The sequence below is a fragment of the Butyricimonas synergistica DSM 23225 genome (genome assembly GCF_000379665.1).
GTDB lineage: Bacteria > Bacteroidota > Bacteroidia > Bacteroidales > Marinifilaceae > Butyricimonas > Butyricimonas synergistica.
On the sequence record NZ_KB903359.1, the window covers coordinates 474,568 to 491,207 of the forward strand.

The window sequence follows — 16,640 nt, forward strand, 5'->3', positions numbered from 1 at the left end:
AACAGGTGATTATGAGAAAGAAATATGGTATTTGGGGAACGTGCGTGGCGGCGTTTGCATGTTTGTTTTTTGCTTGTCAGAAAGATGACGGGGTCATGGGAGGCGAGACTGACAGACTTCCGATAGTCTTGTCGGGGGATATCGATCAGGTGATGTTGTCCCGGGTGAATGACGGGGGATTTTGTGACAAGGATGTGATGGGTGTCTATATCGTGGATTACGAGGGTGGCAATCCCGGAAAGTTACAATTGGATGGAAATAGGGCTTCCAATGTACAATTTACTTACGATGAAGCTAATAATAAATGGAGCGGGGCGTATGATATTTACTGGAAGGATTCGAAAACCCCGATAGACGTGTACGGGTACTACCCGTGGGGAACGCCGGAGAGTATCGAGGCATACGCTTTCGAGGTACAGAAGGATCAGTCGAAGGCGGGGGAGAACGGTAACCTAGGAGGATACGAGGCGAGTGATTTTCTCTGGGGAAAAGCCGTGGAGGTGGCACCTTCGTCGAAGGTGATCCGCCTGTCTTTCCGGCACAAGATGAGTACGGCTCGGGTTACGCTCGCGGAAGGAAAGGGTTTTGCCGAGGGGGAATGGGCAGGATTGGAGAAGCAGGTGCTGGTGACAAACACAAAACGAAAGGCAGCGATTGATTTGACAACGGGAAACGTGACCGTGACGGGAGAGGTTGCCACGACGGGGACGATTCCTTACCGGAAGGACGGGGTGTTCCGTGCGATCGTGGTGCCTCAGGAGATTGCTGCCGGAACGGAGTTGTTCAAGATTACAGTGGACGGGGTGGTTTATGCTTTCAAAAAGGACGAGGCATTTACTTACGTGCCCTCGAAGATGCATAATTTCACGATAACGGTGGACAAGAAGGAGAGTACAGGAACGTACGAGTTTACCTTGGCGAGTGAATCGATCACGGCGTGGGAGAATGATGATATAGGACATGATGCAACGGCGAGGGAGTATATCGTGATTGAGTCGGAGGCGGGAAAGTTGAAAGAGGCGATTGTGGCGGCGAATAAGGATTTTCGGCAATTGCAGAATTTGAAGATCACGGGGGAGATTAATGCGGATGACTTTTATTTCATGCGGGATTCGATGGATCGGTTGCAGGCGTTGAATTTGAAAGAGGTGAAGGTAACGAATGATGTTATTCCTGTAGCAGCGATGTATCATAAATATTCTTTAGCGAGGTTGGTGTTACCGGATCGGTTGAAGGAAATTAAATCAGCGGCTTTTTCTGATTGTAGAAATCTGACAGGATCGTTAATTATACCGGAAGGGGTCACGAAAATAGAAGGTGAGGCGTTTTATGGGTGTAAGAATTTTACGGGAAGTTTATCATTGCCATCGACGTTGGAGGTATTAGGTATGGGAGGAAGTCTTGGTGCTTTTCGTGAATGTAAGTTTGTATGTGAATTGAAACTTCCTGAAAGATTGAAATACATTGGATTACAATCTTTTTGGGGATGTTCTGGATTTTATGGGGAATTACATTTACCGGGTAGTTTGGAATTTTTGGATAAAGAAACATTTGGAGGGTGTAAAAACTTGACGGGTTCAATAACAATACCCCAAAAGGTGACGGATATCGGGGATGCGGCGTTTGTCGGTTGTTCGGGATTGAACGGAACGTTGACGTTGCATGACGGAGTCGTGTCTATTGGGGCATTCGCTTTTGAAGGAACTTCTCTTAAAGGAGAGTTGCATTTGCCAAAGAATCTCATAATAATCGGCGAGGGTACATTTAGTGGTTGCGATTTCTCGGGAACCTTGGTTTTACCCGAGGGGTTGGCTTCTATCGGGGATAATGCTTTCGCTGGTAACTGGCGGTTGATGGGTATACTTGAGATTCCTGAAAAAGTACAGAGTATTGGTGCTGGAGCTTTTGCTAATTGTCGTAGTATAGAAGGGCTTGTTTTTCCAGAAGGATTAGAAAATATTCGTTGGGAGGCGACATTGGGAGATAATGGTGGTGCTTTTTCTAATTGTTTTGGTATTGGGAGTATTGTGTGTAAAGGTACTATCCCACCTTACGTGCAGGAAGGAGCTTTTAATGGGGTTCCGAAAGATAATTTTACTTTAGAGGTGCCAGAGCCTGTTGTTGCACAGTATCAGGCTGCCCCGGGATGGAGTGATTTCAAGCGGATTGCGGCTCACCGGGAGTTGGTGTGCCGTCCGGCTTTGGCGACGGCGATCAACACGGAGAGTGAGCGCCGGTTGGTGCTGAATGCCGAGGGGGATTGGGAAGTGGCGGAGAAGCCGGATTGGTGCGAGTTGTCGGTCATGAGCGGATCGAAGAAAACGGAGTTGCGGTTGACGATTAAACAAATGAGTCGAGGGGCTGAGGCTCGTGAGGGGGATATCGTGTTCCGGTTGAAGGATAAAGATTACACGACGCGTTGCCACGTCACGCAATACGATTACGAGTACGCGGAGGATGAGATTATCACGTTGCAGGAACATACCAAGGGCAACGGGGTGAACCTAGTGTTTCTCGGTGACGGGTATAGCGCATTAGATATTTCGAAAGGGGAGTACATGAAGATGATCCGAGAGCAGGTCGAACGTTTCTTTGACATAGAGCCTTACCAGACATATCGGGATTATTTCAACGTGTACACGGGTATCGCCGTTTCCCCGGAAAGCGGTATCGGGACGATCAACACGATTCGGTACACGAGGTTCGAAACCACGTACACGGGTGGCGTCGGTTTGCGATGTGATTATGATGCGGCGTTTGCGTATGCACTGGAGATGCCGACGGTGAACAAGGGTAATTTGAATCAAACCTTGATTATCATGACACCTAATTCGACGGATTACGGCGGTATTTGCCAGATGTGGGACGATGGTTCGGCTATCGCGTTTTGCCCGTTGAGCGATTACGGGTACCCGTTGGATTCTCGAGGGGTGATACAACACGAGGCTGGGGGACACGGTTTCGGTAAGTTGGGCGACGAGTATATCTATCATAACGAGTTTATCGATTTCTGCGGTTGTACGTGTTGCGGGCATGTGTGGGAATTTAATTACGCAAAGGCGTTGGGATGGTACGAGAATCTGTCGCTCACGGGAAAGATGCACGAGGTGCCTTGGGCTCATTTTATCTTTGATGACCGGTACAGTGACGTGGTGGATATTTACGAGGGCGGGTTCATGCATAACCGGGGTGTGTTCCGCTCGGAGCAAAACAGTTGTATGAACAATGATATTCCCTATTATAGTGCGATTAGCCGGGAAGCTATCGTTAAACGGATTATGGCGTACGCCGGGGAAACGTACTCGTTCGAGAAGTTCGTGGAGAATGATAAACGAGATGCCATGGAATCGCAGTCCCGTTCTGTGGATCGTCCGGGAGTGACGGTGCGGGGATATCAATACGCTCCCCGGATTCACAAGGGGAAACCGGATATTTTGAAATAAGGATTGAATGAAAAATAAGTTAGCTATGAATTGCATGAATATAATATACAGAGTTGGGATATTCTGTTTCTTGTGCCTCTCGGCTGGTTGCTCTAATTCTGATAGGGAGACAGTGCCCGATGATTTGTTTGTCACTTTTGACGTGGTGCATCCCGCTCTTGCCCGGGCAACCTCGACTACTTTCGAGGCGGGCGATCAAGTGGGTGTGTTCTTGACGGAGCGGGATGCCCCGTTGGAGGTGTCCGGTAATTACGTGAACAACGAGTTGCTGACGTATTCCGGTTCGACGTGGGAGTCTGCCAGAAATATCTATTGGAATGACGGGACGTATGACGTGTTCGGGTATTACCCGTACGTGTCCCCGTTGACAAGTGTGGATGATATGCCGTTCGAGGTCGCTTCGGACCAGACTATCGAGGGGAACGAGAACGCTTTGGGGGCTTACGAGGCGAGCGATTTTTTGTGGGCAAAGGCGAAGGCGGTAACTGCGGGAGAGGGTGCCGTGAAGTTGGTTTTCGCTCATCGGATGAGTAAGTTGAATGTTCGTCTGGTGAAGGGAGATGATTATGAAGGGGAGTTACCCGAGGAGGCGGAAGTGTACGTGCACAACACGGTGCCTTCAGCCACGATAGACTTGAGTGTGGGGGTAGTTACCCGGAATCCTTATGGTACGGCACGGACAATACGGGCGAAGAAAACCGGAGTGCAGCAATATTCGGCTATCGTGGTACCTCAACGGATGGATAATAGTAAGCCGTTGGTGGAGGTAGTGATGAAAGGTGTAGCTTATCTGGTGGAGAGCCGTTTTGTTTTTAAACCGGGAATACAGCACACGATAACCGTGGTGATTTCCAAGAATCCGGAACAAGTGAAGATTGAAATAGGAGGCGAGATTGAAAATTGGGAAGAATAGAAAGAAATGTGTATTTTTGTCACGTGTGATGTTGTAAAGTCCCGTCTATGATGAGAATCGGTATAATATTATTCACGTGCGTGTTGCTATTCGCTTCTTGTGACGAGAAGCGAATAGCAATTTATGGTTTACCCTTGAAGATTACCCGGGGAGATGAATGGGGTATTCTCGGGACGGACGGGACGGTAAAAATGATTAACGCTTTCAAGTATCAGCCGTCGGCTGTGGTAAACGGGAGGTTGAGCGTGCCGGATGACTCGGGAAAGTACGAGTTGTATAGTTTTGAAGGGGAGTTGAAGTTGATGTCGCCCAAAAAGTTTACCGCTATCGGCTATTTTTTCGAGAACGTGACGTTCGCCCAGGAGGAGGTGGGGGAGCCGTTGTTGTTGGTGGATAAGCATGGGGAGAAGGTGGCGGTGGTGGATAATTACGAGGGGCATAAAATCTTGTTGGCGCATAATTTTAGGGAAGGATTAGCATTGGTGTACACGAGTAACGGGAAGTATGGTTACGTGGATACGAGGGGTGAGATGGTCATCAAGCCCGTGTACGATTATGCCGCAGATTTCTCGGAAGGACTTGCCGTTGTCGGTGTAGCCGGGGAAGAAGGACAATTGGCTTACCAGGTGATCGATAAGCGGGGTGAGATTCGGTTTTATATTACGTTACAAAACAGCCGGATATACGAGCATTTTTCTTGTGGTTATTTGCTGTTCAAGAATCTGGAACAGAATTATTGCGGAGCTTTGGACCGTGGGGGAAAGGTTTGTCTATACTTGCCAACCCGGATACAAGAGGTGATGCCGTTCCGGTATGACGCCGCCGTGTTCTGGACGGAAACGGGTGTCGGGTTGATTAATAAGGAGGGGAAAGTTTTGATCCCGGCGAATTATGATGACGGAAAGATCGTGGGTGAACGGCGGGTGGCGTTGAAGTTAAGGGATAAGTGGGGACTTTTTGATTTCGAGGGTCGACCGCTTTGCGAGTTCGTGTATGATTGGATTTCAGATTTTGAAGGATACGCTTTTGCCTGCCGGGATCACGTTTATTATATCATGGATGAACAGGGACAGGTGGTGGGACCGAATAAGTTTTCAACCGTTCTTTGGGATCGGGTGGCTGCCGGGGAGTGTCCGCAGGTGTTCACGTTGCACGAGATGGTGAAGGATTCTATCGTTGAACCCGTGGAGCGAGAAATGAAGACGGAGCGATTGGAAGAGCCTGTTCAGCCTAAAGTTCGAACGATAGATAAAAACAGCCCGTTTTACAGGGAAGCCAGACAGGTGATGGACGGCGGTTTGCAGGAAGAGGATGCCTCGAACAGGCAGGTGATATTGAATTATATGGAGCATTTCAGAATGTCCTACTTGACGAAGGATATTGATTTTCTGGAACAATTGTTTAGCGAGGAAGCGTTGATCGTCGTGGGGACCGTGGTCAAGAGGGCTGCCGTGGGAGAGGTGCGTTATTTATCTCCCGAGCAAGTGCGTTATAGCGTGAAGAGGAAGCGGGAGTATTTGAATCGCTTGCGAGAGATATTTCAAGCGAATCAACGTGTTGAGGTGAATTTCACGGATTTCTCGATAAAACGGCATCCCACGAAAGTCGGGATATACGGGGTGTCGGTGAAACAAAATTATAGGTCGGATATGTATTCCGACCAAGGTTATTTATTTTTGTTGTGGGATTTCCGGGACAGAACGGCACCCAAGATACACGTGCGCACGTGGCAGCCTCGTATGTTGGATGAGCGTACCCCGTTACCCGAACAGGAGATATTTAATATTGGGAGTTTTAATTTGGAATGATGGACAAGGTACTGTTGATATTTCTACTGTGTTTGACGGGACTTTCGAGCAAAGCCCAAGAGTTCAAGGTGCGCTCTTTCCGTTGTTTGCCGAATGATATTACGGCTTGGGTGGATCCGGTACGCGATTTGAACGACGAAGCTTGTGCGTTGATAAAGGTCGTGGGTGATCCGGACTTTGTCTTTTCTACTCCCCTGGGAATTGTTGCCCGTAGGAATGAAGTCGGCGAAATATGGATTTATGTGCCTCACGGAACGGTAAAACTGACCGTAAAACATCCCCGGTGGGGAGTGTTGAGGGATTATCGTTTTTCCGCGCCGTTGGAATCCCGGTTGGCGTATGAATTGGTGATAGCTTCGCCTCCCGAGAAGGTGCAGGAAAAGCCTTACCCGAAGGTGGTGAGATTCCCGTTCAGGGGAATGGAAAATACCTCCTTAGATTATTCCCTGCGTCCCATACCCATGGGAAAATTGCGTCGTGGGCAAGCGGCTTATTTCCTGATGGCAACGGCGGGCATGCACGAGGGGAAGATGGCGAACGGGGTGAGGTTCGGGGCGATGCGGCAGCATGGCATATGGATACACGTGCAGAGTAATTTCCGTTTTCTTTCGACCTCGGGGGAGTGTAACAAAAGGGGGGAGTTGGCTTCGGGAGAACCGACACCTTATTACAAGGAGTCTGTGTCCCGGGCTTTGGGTACGGTCACGATAGGGGGGATTCACCGGATAGTGGGATTGTGGCACTTGTACGAGGGCATCGGGTACGGGGAACAGCGTGTCGCCTGGGAAACGTTAGAAGGGGTTAAATTGCGAAATACGGATTATTCGGCGAAAGGGATCACGGGGGAATTGGGAGTACTTTGGGAAGTACGCCGGATGGTGTTGTCTGTCGGGATGTTGACCATCCGGGGAGAGTATTGGGAGCCGCTGTTGGGTATAGGTATTAATTTCTAGTGTATGGGTAAGTTTTGTTTTTATATTATCTGTTGCGTGATTTTGGGAACGGCTTGTTCAAAAGAGACGAAACCCACGGTTTTGCCACCGACGTTGATTTTGCATGAGGCGACAGGCATTACCCGCAATACGGCGCATTTATCCGGAGAAATCATGCTAAACGGGGACGGGACGGTGCGGGACTGTTATTTCGTGTACGGGGTTTCGCCGGAGGAGGTTGCTCGGGTTGCGGCAACTCGTACGGAAATCGGGGCGGAAGTTGTTCTGGAGAATTTGAAAGCGGGAACGGAGTACTGTTATTATTTGGAAGTATCTAACGGAGGCAGTACCGTGTGTTCTGAAGTATCTTATTTCCGCACTTACCCGAATACGGCACCCGTGTTGAAAGAGATTGCTTTGATAAATAAAGGTCCCACGACGGCAACCGTGGTATGTACCTTGGTTGAAAACGGAGGGGAAGCGCTCACGTTTTTGGGATTCAAGTACCGGGGAGCGGATGCCACGGAAGAGTTGTTTATGCTAGCCGAACCCGGGGAACAGGGTGTTTTTCGGGGGCGGCTGACGGATTTGAATTTGGCGACTTCCTATGTGGTGCGTGCTTACGCCGCCAATTCTGTCGGGGAGATATACACGGACGAGGTGGTGTTTACCACGGATGACGCTATATATATTTCGGAGCCGGGTACGTTGTCAGAGGTAATTGGTGAAGGTCTGAAATACCAATTGTCTCAAATTTCGGTTAGCGGTAAGTTGAACGGTTCCGATTTTCGCCTGTTGCGGGATATGTTGGGACAGGGGGTGGAAGGGGAAAATACGCCGGGAATGTTGAGCGAGCTTTATTTGACGGATGCCCGGATCGTGGAGGGGGGAATGAGCTATTCGTCGTCCCGTTATACTGCCAATGATACGTTGAGTTACGGGATGTTTATGAATTGCCGGAATTTGCGGGAGATTGCTTTGCCGAACACGATAAAGGTGGTGGAGAAAGATGTGTTCAAGGGGTGTACGGGCTTGACGGTGTTGACAATACCCGATAACGTGCAACGTTTTGCCGCGTCGGAAGGCTGTACATCGTTGCAAGAGTTTCGGGTGTCCGTGATGAACCCTTACTTCGAGGCGGAGAATGGCATTTTGTATGACAAGGGGAGGGAAACGCTGTTGTTGTACCCGGAAGGTAAGGTGCAGTCTGTGTTGGAAATCCCTGCCGGGGTGAAAAAGATCGCGGATCAAGCCTTGCAGAATCTACCCGCGGATACATTGTATATGGCACATTCGGTGACGAACTTGGGACTTCAGGTATTTCGGGGGGCTAAATTGAAAAAAGCGGTTCTTTCCGATGGGCTTGCAACGGTTTCGGGAGCTACTTTTCAAAATTGTGTCGAGTTACGTTCGGTCACTCTTGGAAGGGGAACGATGTATATTTCCGATTATTGTTTTGACGGGTGTGCTTTGGAGGAGTTGACGGTGCTGGCTGATATTCCTCCCACGTGTGCTTCCAAGGCTTTCGGGAATGCGGACTTTTTTGAAACGTGCGTGCTTTACGTGCCTTCCGGAAGTAAAAACAGTTACCGTTATGCCGAACCGTGGAAGAAATTTAAACGTATCGTGGAAATTGTTCCTTAGGCGATTAAATCTTTTGGCGGATGCTTTTTATTTCCCGGTCTACATCGAGTTGTAGATGGGAGAGTAGCTTTTTATATACCGGGGTTTTCCTTTGGCTTGTTTCCGGAAAATCCGTGTTTAGGGCTTGTTGTAGAGCTTGATGGAGTAGCAGGCTATCCCGTGTCAGTTCCTGGCGATTTGTCGAATATTGAGTTAGTTTTCGGTACAAGCGGTTCTTTTCCTGCAAAAGGATATGGTGGTAAGTGTTGCTGGTCGAGAAGTTGCTGTACGTTTGTGTTATCGTGTTTTTGCCGGCAGATGGATTATTCACGGGAGAATATTGTAGATAGAAAAGGGATACCGCAATTAACACGATAGCAAATGCCACGTATTTGAATGGTGTTTTAAAAGATCTTTTCTTGAGGTCTTCGATAATTTCCGCGGTATTATTGTAACGCTCGTTTGGGGTCGGGCGTGTACATTTCTGAGCGATGGAGGCAAGTTTCCGATCTTTTACGATACTCGACATTTCTTCAATAATGATGCCCAATGAGTAAATGTCTGTTCGACAGTCGAGAGTTGCTTCGGGATTCAATTGCTCCGGGGCAAGGTATTTTTCTGTTCCTGCCGGGATTTTTAATATTTCATAGTCATCACAATCTGCAAGCCCGAAGTCAATGAGTTTCACGTTGTTTCCGTTGTACGTGATGAGAATGTTGTTCGGTTTCAGGTCTTTGTGAATCTGTTGCTTGCTGTGAATGTATTGTAATGCATTACATATTTCCGTGATAAACTTGTATGCCAGTACCGGGGTGAGTTTTCCTTGTTCCATAAAAGTTGTCAACGGGATACCGTCAATGTATTCCAGAACGATGTAATTTCCCAGTAGGTCATTCTTTTCCCATCCTAGCGTATGGCGAATGTTGGGATGGTCTAACTGATAACCGATATTAAATTCTTTTAATAGCAGTTGTTTATAAAACTCTTGTGACGAGTAGAAAGGTTGTAGGCTCTTCAGAATATGCAGTTTCCCGTATCGGCGGCATAAATGCAACCTGCTAAACCCGTTAGCGGGGGTATAAAATTCTTTTAGGTCTGTATATATATCCAAGGTTATGTCTTCACCGAAAAAGCCGGATGATAATGTTTCCTCGTTCATTATGTCAGTTGATTGATTAAAGTGAGTCCCCCGTTACGTCCCGCGATGAAAGGAGCCGTTTTTTTATTATCCCTTAAGATGTAAGATAATAATAGAGGCTGTCCCATGAGGAAACAAGCTGTTTCAAAGCAATCGCCTTTTTTGAGTTTGGATTGTTTCGAGTCCATGACTTGAAAACGGGCTCCCCCGTGAAAGCGTAAACGTAAATAACGATTGGGCGACCAGCCGATCTCTATCTCGTCTCCCGGGTTTAAATTTTGAGCCTGTATCTGTCGGGTGGTAAAAAAGGATGAATTGTACATAGTACTGGTTTTCAGATGATGACAGAAATCACTGAAACAAGCGAAACCGATATATTGGGATAATACATCCAATGTTTGAGTACGAGGTTGATGGGTATCGTTGACGTATCCCCACAGACGTTTTAACGTGGACGTGGAAATGAGATAACCGTGTTCGGATTTCAAATGAAGTGAGAATTCGTCGAAATCGGTTGTTGTAAGCAAATTGCGAGCATATTTTTTCCCGACTAACGTTAATAATTCCATTATTTCCGGCTTCAATTCGTTCATTCGATATATATTTAGGCTGATAACAATTCATGACAAATTTACTAGAATGTGGTGAAATAGAAAAATTTTTGAAGGGATAAAATATGGGAAAGGGGGCGTGAAGTATAAATTTTCGAAGGTGTGTCGATAACCTGATGATTATTGTTAATTTTGTCGACGGATAACGAGTAAAAATAACAATAGATGACTTCTAAAACAATTCGGGTATTATCGCTGTTTTCAGGTTGTGGGGGAATGGATTTAGGGCTGGAAGGTGGTTTTGCGGTTCATGAAGCCAGTATCAACGAGAAAACGAATCCGGACTTTATTGAAAAGTCCGGGGGGAACGGATGGGTGAAGCTGCAACCTACCCGTTACCGGATTGTTTTTGCCAATGATATATTGAAAGAGGCACGGACGGCGTGGACGCATCATTTTGCCAAGTATGGTTATCCCGCCGAGGTATTCCGGCAGGATAGTGTGGTCGATCTGGTGAAGCGACACCGGGCGGGGGAATGTGTCTTCCCGGAAGGGGTGGACATCGTTACGGGTGGTTTTCCTTGTCAGGATTTCAGTTTGGCGGGTAAACGCGGAGGATTCAATTCCCACAAGGATCACAGGGGAAGAATCATAGATGGGGAGATCGCATCGGAAGAAACCCGAGGGAAACTTTATATGTGGATGAAAGAAGTCATTGAGATTACGAAACCCAAGTTATTTATTGCCGAGAACGTGAAGGGGTTGGTAAACCTCTCGAACGTGAAGGAGATTATACAGCGGGATTTTTCGCACGCTGACGGGGACGGTTATCTCGTGTTGGAACCGAGAGTGCTGCAAGCCGCCGATTACGGGGTGCCGCAATCGCGCGAGCGGGTGATCTTTATCGGTATCCGGAAGTCAGCACTGATGGCGGAAGCCCGAGAGATATTGACAAGGGAAGCAATCCCTGTTGAATATAGCCCTTACCCGCGACCCAGTCATGCCTACCGTGCGGTGGGGGATAACCTGATCGTGCCACAGACTCTTGCCAACGTGCTTTCCGGGTTGAAAGAACCTAAAGAGAGCGAGGATCCCTCGCAAAGGTTTTATTCTTGTGCGAAATACTTCGGGCGGCATTGTCAAGGGCAGATTGAAGTGGATCTTTCGGGTGTCGCTCCTACTATCCGTTCCGAGCATCACGGGAATATCGAGTATCGCCGCCTCTCGGAAGAGCACGGGGGTATCCAAAAAAAGGAGTTAAAACAGGGACTGAAGGAGCGGCGCCTGACTCCCCGCGAGTGTGCGTTGATACAAACTTTTCCCCCGGATTACGAGTTCGTGATTCCTGACGGGGGTAGGGGTAGATATAAATTATCCCCCTCTTCGGCGTATAAAATCATAGGGAATGCTGTTCCTCCTTTGTTGGCATATCATATCGGAAAACGTATCGAGAATTTGTGGGATTTTTATTTTGGGAATTAGGATTTCATTAACTGATCGACTTTAGATTTTAGATTGAGTGATTGGAAAGATTCCCGAGACCAGTGAGTATTCCTGCTTCAATCTAAAATAACAAATAAGCCGTGCTTCAGCACGGCTTATTTGTTTTATTCTTTTTCCATATAGACGGTGATCGTCGGGGAAGTTTTGAGTTTTACTTTTTTCATTCCGGGGGAGGTGATCGTGAGTTTGTCGTTCTTCCCGGTGATTAACAGAAATTTTCCGTTTTTATCCGTGTTCGTTTTTGCGCCCGGGGTAGCAACTGAGGCTCCCGCAATGGGGTTCCCGTCCTGATCCAGAACGGTACCCATTGCTTTCACCACGGAAGAGCTGGTTATCCCTGGGAGTATATGAGTTTCTCCTACACGAAGTTGACTGTCTGCAATAACGTTGACTTGTGACGTTCTAAGTGTGAAATGAGGGTGGTCGTGTGTTTCACGAGCCTCAAAATAAGCTTCACCTTGTAATTCTACCTTTCTGCTGATACCGTCACGGACTACAAATACTTCGGAGGGTTGTCCTTCTCTTTGGGAAAGTTTTACTTTCGTGCCATCCTCGAGGATAATGATCGTATCCGAAACGATTTGGACGGAAGTAGTAGCGGTAACGCTTTCTACCGGTTCAACGACAACAACCCCGTGTACACCTTTTGCTCCATAGGCAGAGATAGCTGCCTGGTCTTTCAGAACGGTTATAGATTGGATGTTTTCAGATTTGAGATTCTGAATTGTTTCTTGGCTGACTTCTTTGCCATTCAGAATGAATAAGGGGCTATCGGAAGAGGTTGTAATGACCACAGAGCTTTTCGTTCCGTTGATGATGGTATCCTTCACGAATGTATGTCTGGGGGTAATATTCCCTTTTTTATGACTGAACGTGTCGGATGCGATCGTGATAGACACAAGAGAATCCTCGAGAGTATAGGTGTAGAAATAAGCCGAGTCCCCGCAGACAACTGTTTTTGTAGAACTATTTTTTCTTGTCAGGGAGTCCTGTTCTGGGGCAAGATTATTTGCTGCCTTTGTTTCTAGAATTGAAGTAAAATCATTAACTTTGATAGCTGAAATCTCGTTTAATTCGTTAGAGATTTTGGGACGGGCGAAAGTGGTTAATGTAACCACTGCCAGCGGTAGTACATACAAGTACTTCGCTCGAGCCCACGGACTGGATTTTTCTTTTAACATCATAGTGATTCTTTTTTTTAGTTTACTGTGATTAAAGCTGTTGGCCATAGAGTAGAGCCTTGTGCCGACAGCTTTTTTTATTAATAATAATTGATATTGTTTTGCGTTGACGCCTTGACGGATGACCGATTCGTCTGCCTCGTATTCATGGATGGTTTGCAGTTCCTGTTTCAATAACCAGGAGGCTGGGTTGAACCATTGGAAACAGATGCAGAGATCGGTGACCAACAGGTCGATTGAATGGCGGTTCCGGATATGGGCGATCTCGTGGGTCAGAATTTCCTTGCTGTTTTCTGTCAGGTCTTTTTCCGAGATGACGATATATTTCATCCAGCTGAAAGGGGCAATTTCTTTGTCGTGAATGACGAGGGTAATTCCTTTCTCCAACTTTTCTTTTCGTCCGCTTCCCACGAGGCGAAGCATTTGAACGAGAGAATACACGGTGCGTCCGAAAAAGAAGAGAATCCCGATAAAGTAAACCAGTAGAGCAACCAGTATCCACACCGGGATCGATGACTCTGCTATGCTGGGGGAAGCTTGTATGACGTAATCCGCTTGCAGGATGAATTGCTCTAGGTTCACGAGGGTTTGTTGGATCTCGGTATTGTTGTGAACGGTGATTTCACAAAGTGGGATAAGCAGTGACAGCACGAGAATCCCGGACAAAGCGATCCGGTTGAAACGGTGAAAAGTTTCTTTACTGAGCAACAACCTGTAAAATAGGTAGAAGACCGTCAGACAGAAAGACGCTTTTAATATATAGACGAAAAAAGTGCCCATAAGCTATTGTTTTTGGTGTGCTTTTTCTACTTTCTCGATGAGTTGTTTCAGTTCTTCTAGCGATATGTCTTCTTCCTGCACCAGAGAGGATACGGCATTGAGGTATGAGTTGTTGAAATACTTGTTAATCACGTTTTTCAACGTCCTTTTTCTGAATTCTTCTTCGCTGATGACGGCATGGTATCGATAGGTGTTCCCGAATGCCTCATGTCCGAGAAACCCTTTTTCTTCCAAACCCCGCACGATGGTGGAGAGGGTGTTGAAATGCGGTTTGGGTTCATCATAGTAAGCAAGCAATTGCCGCACGAATTGAGGACCTTCCTTCCAGAAAAATCCCATGATCTCTTCTTCTTTTGTTGTTAGCCCTTTCATAGTTTTTATCTTTTGCTACAAAGTAACTAAAACTTTTAGTTATAAAACTAATTTTAGTAGTTAATAATTAGTTAATATTTTATAATAGCACTTCGAGGTTGTTTGGCGATCTTTCTACATTTAAAATCTAAAATTTAAAGTCTAAAATTAGTAAGTTTTCCATTCTTTTGACTTTCTGTTTTTTTCATGTTGGAAGTTCTGTAAAAATATTTATATTTGTATAGTTGTGCGTGCGTGGGAAGTGAATTGACGAATGTAGTGTAACTTAAAATTAATGTCATGGAAGAATGGTGGAATGCTTTAGGCTTATTTATGCAATCGGTGTGGTGTATCACGTTGTTTGCCAGTTTAGTATTTATTATACAGACTATACTGACTTTCGTGGGTATGGATGCCGACGGGGGCATGGATGTGGATATGGGTTCGGATATGCCGGGGGACGGGGATGCCGGTCCTTTCCAGTTGTTCACGTTCCGTAATTTTATCAATTTCTTGTTGGGGTTCGGTTGGTCGATCATCTCGTTTCAAGGAGTGATTCAGAACCAGTTCATGCTGATCCTTGTGGCTGCCGTGATCGGGGTATTGCTGGTCATTGCCGTGATGGCTATTTTCCGATTCATGAGCCGTATGGAGCAGAGCGGTACGATACAGATGGCGAATGCTGTAGGCTGCCGGGGAAATGTCTACTTGAAAATCCCGGCAAACAAGCGGGGAGAAGGGAAGGTTCAGATTTCTATCCAAGGCGCAATCCGTGAATTCGATGCGATCACCTTGGGAGAAGAATTGGAAACCGGTGCCCCAATACAGGTCGTAGAAGTCGTGAATGACAGTATGTTGCTCGTGGAGCGTTTTTGATAGGTAACTATATAATTATTTAACAGCTAAAATATGGAAAGTACTATGGAAGGTAGTTTGTATTTGATTGTGGCGATAGCCGCAGTCTTGTTCGTGACGTTCGCGGCAATCTTGTCCCGCTATAAACGTTGTCCGTCGGACAAGATATTGGTCGTGTATGGTAAGACAGGGAAAAACGCCACGGGAGGCGTGAGTTCAGCTCGTTGTATTCATGGAGGTGCTGCGTTTATATGGCCGGTGTTCCAAAGTTACGCTTTTCTGGACTTGACGCCTATTTCTATCGAGTGTAACCTGACCAACGCGTTGAGTAAGCAGAACATCCGCGTGGATGTGCCGTGTCGGTTTACTGTGGGTATTTCTACCGAGTCGGACAGTATGACGAATGCTGCTGAGCGTTTGTTGGGACAACGGTTGGAGAATATTCAGGATTTGGCGAAAGATATTCTTTTTGGTCAGTTGCGTTTGGTGATTGCGACGATGGATATAGAGGAAATCAATTCCGACCGGGACAAATTCTTGGCTAACGTGAGTGCCAACGTGGAAGCGGAGTTGCGTAAGATCGGTCTGAAGCTGATTAATGTGAACGTGACGGATATTCGCGACGAATCGGGATATATTGAGGCACTCGGAAAAGAGGCTGCAGCGAAGGCTATCAATGACGCCAAGAAGAGCGTGGCAGAGCAGAACAGATTCGGTGAAATCGGTAAGGCAGAGGCAGACCGGGACAAAGATATACGTATTGCTGAGACGGTGCGGGATACCCGTATCCGCACGTCGGAAGCTAACGCTAGCGCCGTGGAGGGAGAAAATAACGCCAAGATCCTGATTGCGGACTCCGACGCAATCCGCCGGGAACGTGAGGCAGAGGCTTCCCGCAAGGCTACTGCGGCAGAGAAAGTGCAGGCGGCAAAGGCTTTGGAAGAGGCTTATCTGGCAGAGAAAGAGGCTGAAATTGCCCGTGCCGAACGGGAGAAAGCGACCCAAGCGGCTAATATCGTGGTTCCCGCGCAGATCGACAAGGAGAAGGCTATTATCAATGCCGAAGCAGAAGCCGAGCGTTTACGCAGATTGGCAAAAGGAGAGGCGGATGCTATCTTCGCGAAGATGGACGCTGAGGCTCGGGGTATGTACGAGGTGTTGACCAAGCAAGCCGAGGGATATGCCCGGATCGTGCAAGCTGCTGCCGGCGACCCGGATAAGGCGGTAATGATGTTGATTACCGACAAGTTGCCAGAACTCGTGAAGACGCAAGTCGAGGCGGTCAAGAACATCAAGATCGACAAGGTGACGGTTTGGGACGGGAATAATGCCGGGAATGGCAACACTTCCACCGCCAATTTCATCTCGGGAATGATGAAGTCGGTACCCCCGTTGAATGACTTGTTCAATATGGCGGGGCTTAATCTGCCTACTTATTTGAAAGGGCAACCGATGGAAAACGTGAAAGTCGAAGAGAAGCCACAGGAAGATGTTGCGAGTGAAAACTAACTTTTGACTTCGTTTTTCGTTTACTAATATTATCTTTGTGCTATACTTCACGG

12 protein-coding genes are annotated in these 16,640 nt (G+C 47.2%); 8 read left to right on the forward strand and 4 right to left on the reverse strand.

The annotated features are described in order from the left end of the window. Positions 1-11 precede the first annotated feature (11 nt). Genes A3CY_RS0102085 through A3CY_RS0102105 form a run of 5 tightly spaced genes read left to right on the forward strand, consistent with a single transcriptional unit; the run spans position 12 to position 8,740 of the window. Positions 12-3,443, forward strand: coding sequence for a fimbrillin family protein (locus A3CY_RS0102085; RefSeq protein WP_018336234.1), 3,432 nt, complete (start codon positions 12-14; stop codon positions 3,441-3,443). Between the two features lie 7 nt (positions 3,444-3,450). Beyond that, entirely contained in the window at positions 3,451-4,356 is a 906-nt protein-coding gene (locus A3CY_RS0102090) for a fimbrillin family protein (RefSeq protein WP_018336235.1), read from the forward strand. A 47-nt stretch (positions 4,357-4,403) separates the two neighbouring features. Next, on the forward strand, positions 4,404-6,164 hold the full coding sequence (locus tag A3CY_RS21790; protein ID WP_018336236.1) for a WG repeat-containing protein: 1,761 nt from the start codon (positions 4,404-4,406) through the stop codon (positions 6,162-6,164). Continuing rightward, positions 6,164-7,117: a hypothetical protein gene (locus A3CY_RS21795; RefSeq protein ID WP_018336237.1), complete on the forward strand. Its 954-nt coding sequence runs from the start codon at positions 6,164-6,166 to the stop codon at positions 7,115-7,117. Before A3CY_RS21790 ends, A3CY_RS21795 begins: the two co-directional genes overlap by 1 nt. A gap of 3 nt (positions 7,118-7,120) precedes the next feature. Beyond that, complete coding sequence (locus A3CY_RS0102105) at positions 7,121-8,740, forward strand: leucine-rich repeat protein (RefSeq protein WP_018336238.1); 1,620 nt, start codon at positions 7,121-7,123, stop codon at positions 8,738-8,740. Positions 8,741-8,744: 4 nt separating this feature from the next. On the opposite strand, the gene A3CY_RS0102110 is transcribed toward A3CY_RS0102105, so the two are convergent. Beyond that, positions 8,745-9,878, reverse strand: a complete 1,134-nt coding sequence (locus A3CY_RS0102110; protein WP_018336239.1) for a serine/threonine-protein kinase — start codon at positions 9,876-9,878, stop codon at positions 8,745-8,747. Next, complete coding sequence (locus A3CY_RS0102115; protein WP_018336240.1) at positions 9,878-10,450, reverse strand: hypothetical protein; 573 nt, start codon at positions 10,448-10,450, stop codon at positions 9,878-9,880. Before A3CY_RS0102115 ends, A3CY_RS0102110 begins: the two co-directional genes overlap by 1 nt. Positions 10,451-10,633: 183 nt before the next feature. On the opposite strand from A3CY_RS0102115, the gene A3CY_RS0102120 reads away from it, so the two are divergent. Further along, the gene (locus tag A3CY_RS0102120; protein WP_018336241.1) at positions 10,634-11,890 is read left to right on the forward strand and encodes a DNA cytosine methyltransferase; all 1,257 of its coding nucleotides are present in this window, start codon (positions 10,634-10,636) and stop codon (positions 11,888-11,890) included. A 125-nt stretch (positions 11,891-12,015) separates the two neighbouring features. Here A3CY_RS0102120 and A3CY_RS20030 read toward each other — a convergent pair whose 3' ends face one another. Further along, positions 12,016-13,872: a M56 family metallopeptidase gene (locus A3CY_RS20030; RefSeq protein WP_018336242.1), complete on the reverse strand. Its 1,857-nt coding sequence runs from the start codon at positions 13,870-13,872 to the stop codon at positions 12,016-12,018. A gap of 3 nt (positions 13,873-13,875) precedes the next feature. Continuing rightward, on the reverse strand, positions 13,876-14,244 hold the full coding sequence (locus A3CY_RS0102130) for a BlaI/MecI/CopY family transcriptional regulator (RefSeq protein WP_018336243.1): 369 nt from the start codon (positions 14,242-14,244) through the stop codon (positions 13,876-13,878). Between the two features lie 279 nt (positions 14,245-14,523). Here A3CY_RS0102130 and A3CY_RS0102135 point away from each other — a divergent pair, with 279 nt between their 5' ends. Together A3CY_RS0102135 and A3CY_RS0102140 are read left to right on the forward strand one after the other, a co-directional pair. Continuing rightward, positions 14,524-15,099 (forward strand): NfeD family protein, encoded by a 576-nt coding sequence (locus A3CY_RS0102135; protein WP_018336244.1) that lies wholly within the window; start codon positions 14,524-14,526, stop codon positions 15,097-15,099. Positions 15,100-15,132: 33 nt separating this feature from the next. Then, complete coding sequence (locus A3CY_RS0102140) at positions 15,133-16,587, forward strand: flotillin family protein (protein ID WP_205619908.1); 1,455 nt, start codon at positions 15,133-15,135, stop codon at positions 16,585-16,587. Positions 16,588-16,640 lie beyond the last annotated feature (53 nt).

What these genes read in the sequence shown, in the direction of transcription:
- A3CY_RS0102130 (WP_018336243.1), bottom strand. Translation starts at nt 14,244, where the DNA reads ATGAAAGGGCTAACAACAAAAGAAGAAGAGATCATGGGATTTTTCTGG.
- A3CY_RS0102085 (WP_018336234.1), top strand. Translation starts at nt 12, where the DNA reads ATGAGAAAGAAATATGGTATTTGGGGAACGTGCGTGGCGGCGTTTGCA.
- A3CY_RS21795 (WP_018336237.1), top strand. Translation starts at nt 6,164, where the DNA reads ATGGACAAGGTACTGTTGATATTTCTACTGTGTTTGACGGGACTTTCG.
- A3CY_RS0102140 (WP_205619908.1), top strand. Translation starts at nt 15,133, where the DNA reads ATGGAAAGTACTATGGAAGGTAGTTTGTATTTGATTGTGGCGATAGCC.
- A3CY_RS0102090 (WP_018336235.1), top strand. Translation starts at nt 3,451, where the DNA reads ATGAAAAATAAGTTAGCTATGAATTGCATGAATATAATATACAGAGTT.
- A3CY_RS0102115 (WP_018336240.1), bottom strand. Translation starts at nt 10,450, where the DNA reads ATGAACGAATTGAAGCCGGAAATAATGGAATTATTAACGTTAGTCGGG.
- A3CY_RS21790 (WP_018336236.1), top strand. Translation starts at nt 4,404, where the DNA reads ATGATGAGAATCGGTATAATATTATTCACGTGCGTGTTGCTATTCGCT.
- A3CY_RS0102110 (WP_018336239.1), bottom strand. Translation starts at nt 9,878, where the DNA reads ATGAACGAGGAAACATTATCATCCGGCTTTTTCGGTGAAGACATAACC.
- A3CY_RS0102120 (WP_018336241.1), top strand. Translation starts at nt 10,634, where the DNA reads ATGACTTCTAAAACAATTCGGGTATTATCGCTGTTTTCAGGTTGTGGG.
- A3CY_RS0102135 (WP_018336244.1), top strand. Translation starts at nt 14,524, where the DNA reads ATGGAAGAATGGTGGAATGCTTTAGGCTTATTTATGCAATCGGTGTGG.
- A3CY_RS0102105 (WP_018336238.1), top strand. Translation starts at nt 7,121, where the DNA reads ATGGGTAAGTTTTGTTTTTATATTATCTGTTGCGTGATTTTGGGAACG.
- A3CY_RS20030 (WP_018336242.1), bottom strand. Translation starts at nt 13,872, where the DNA reads ATGGGCACTTTTTTCGTCTATATATTAAAAGCGTCTTTCTGTCTGACG.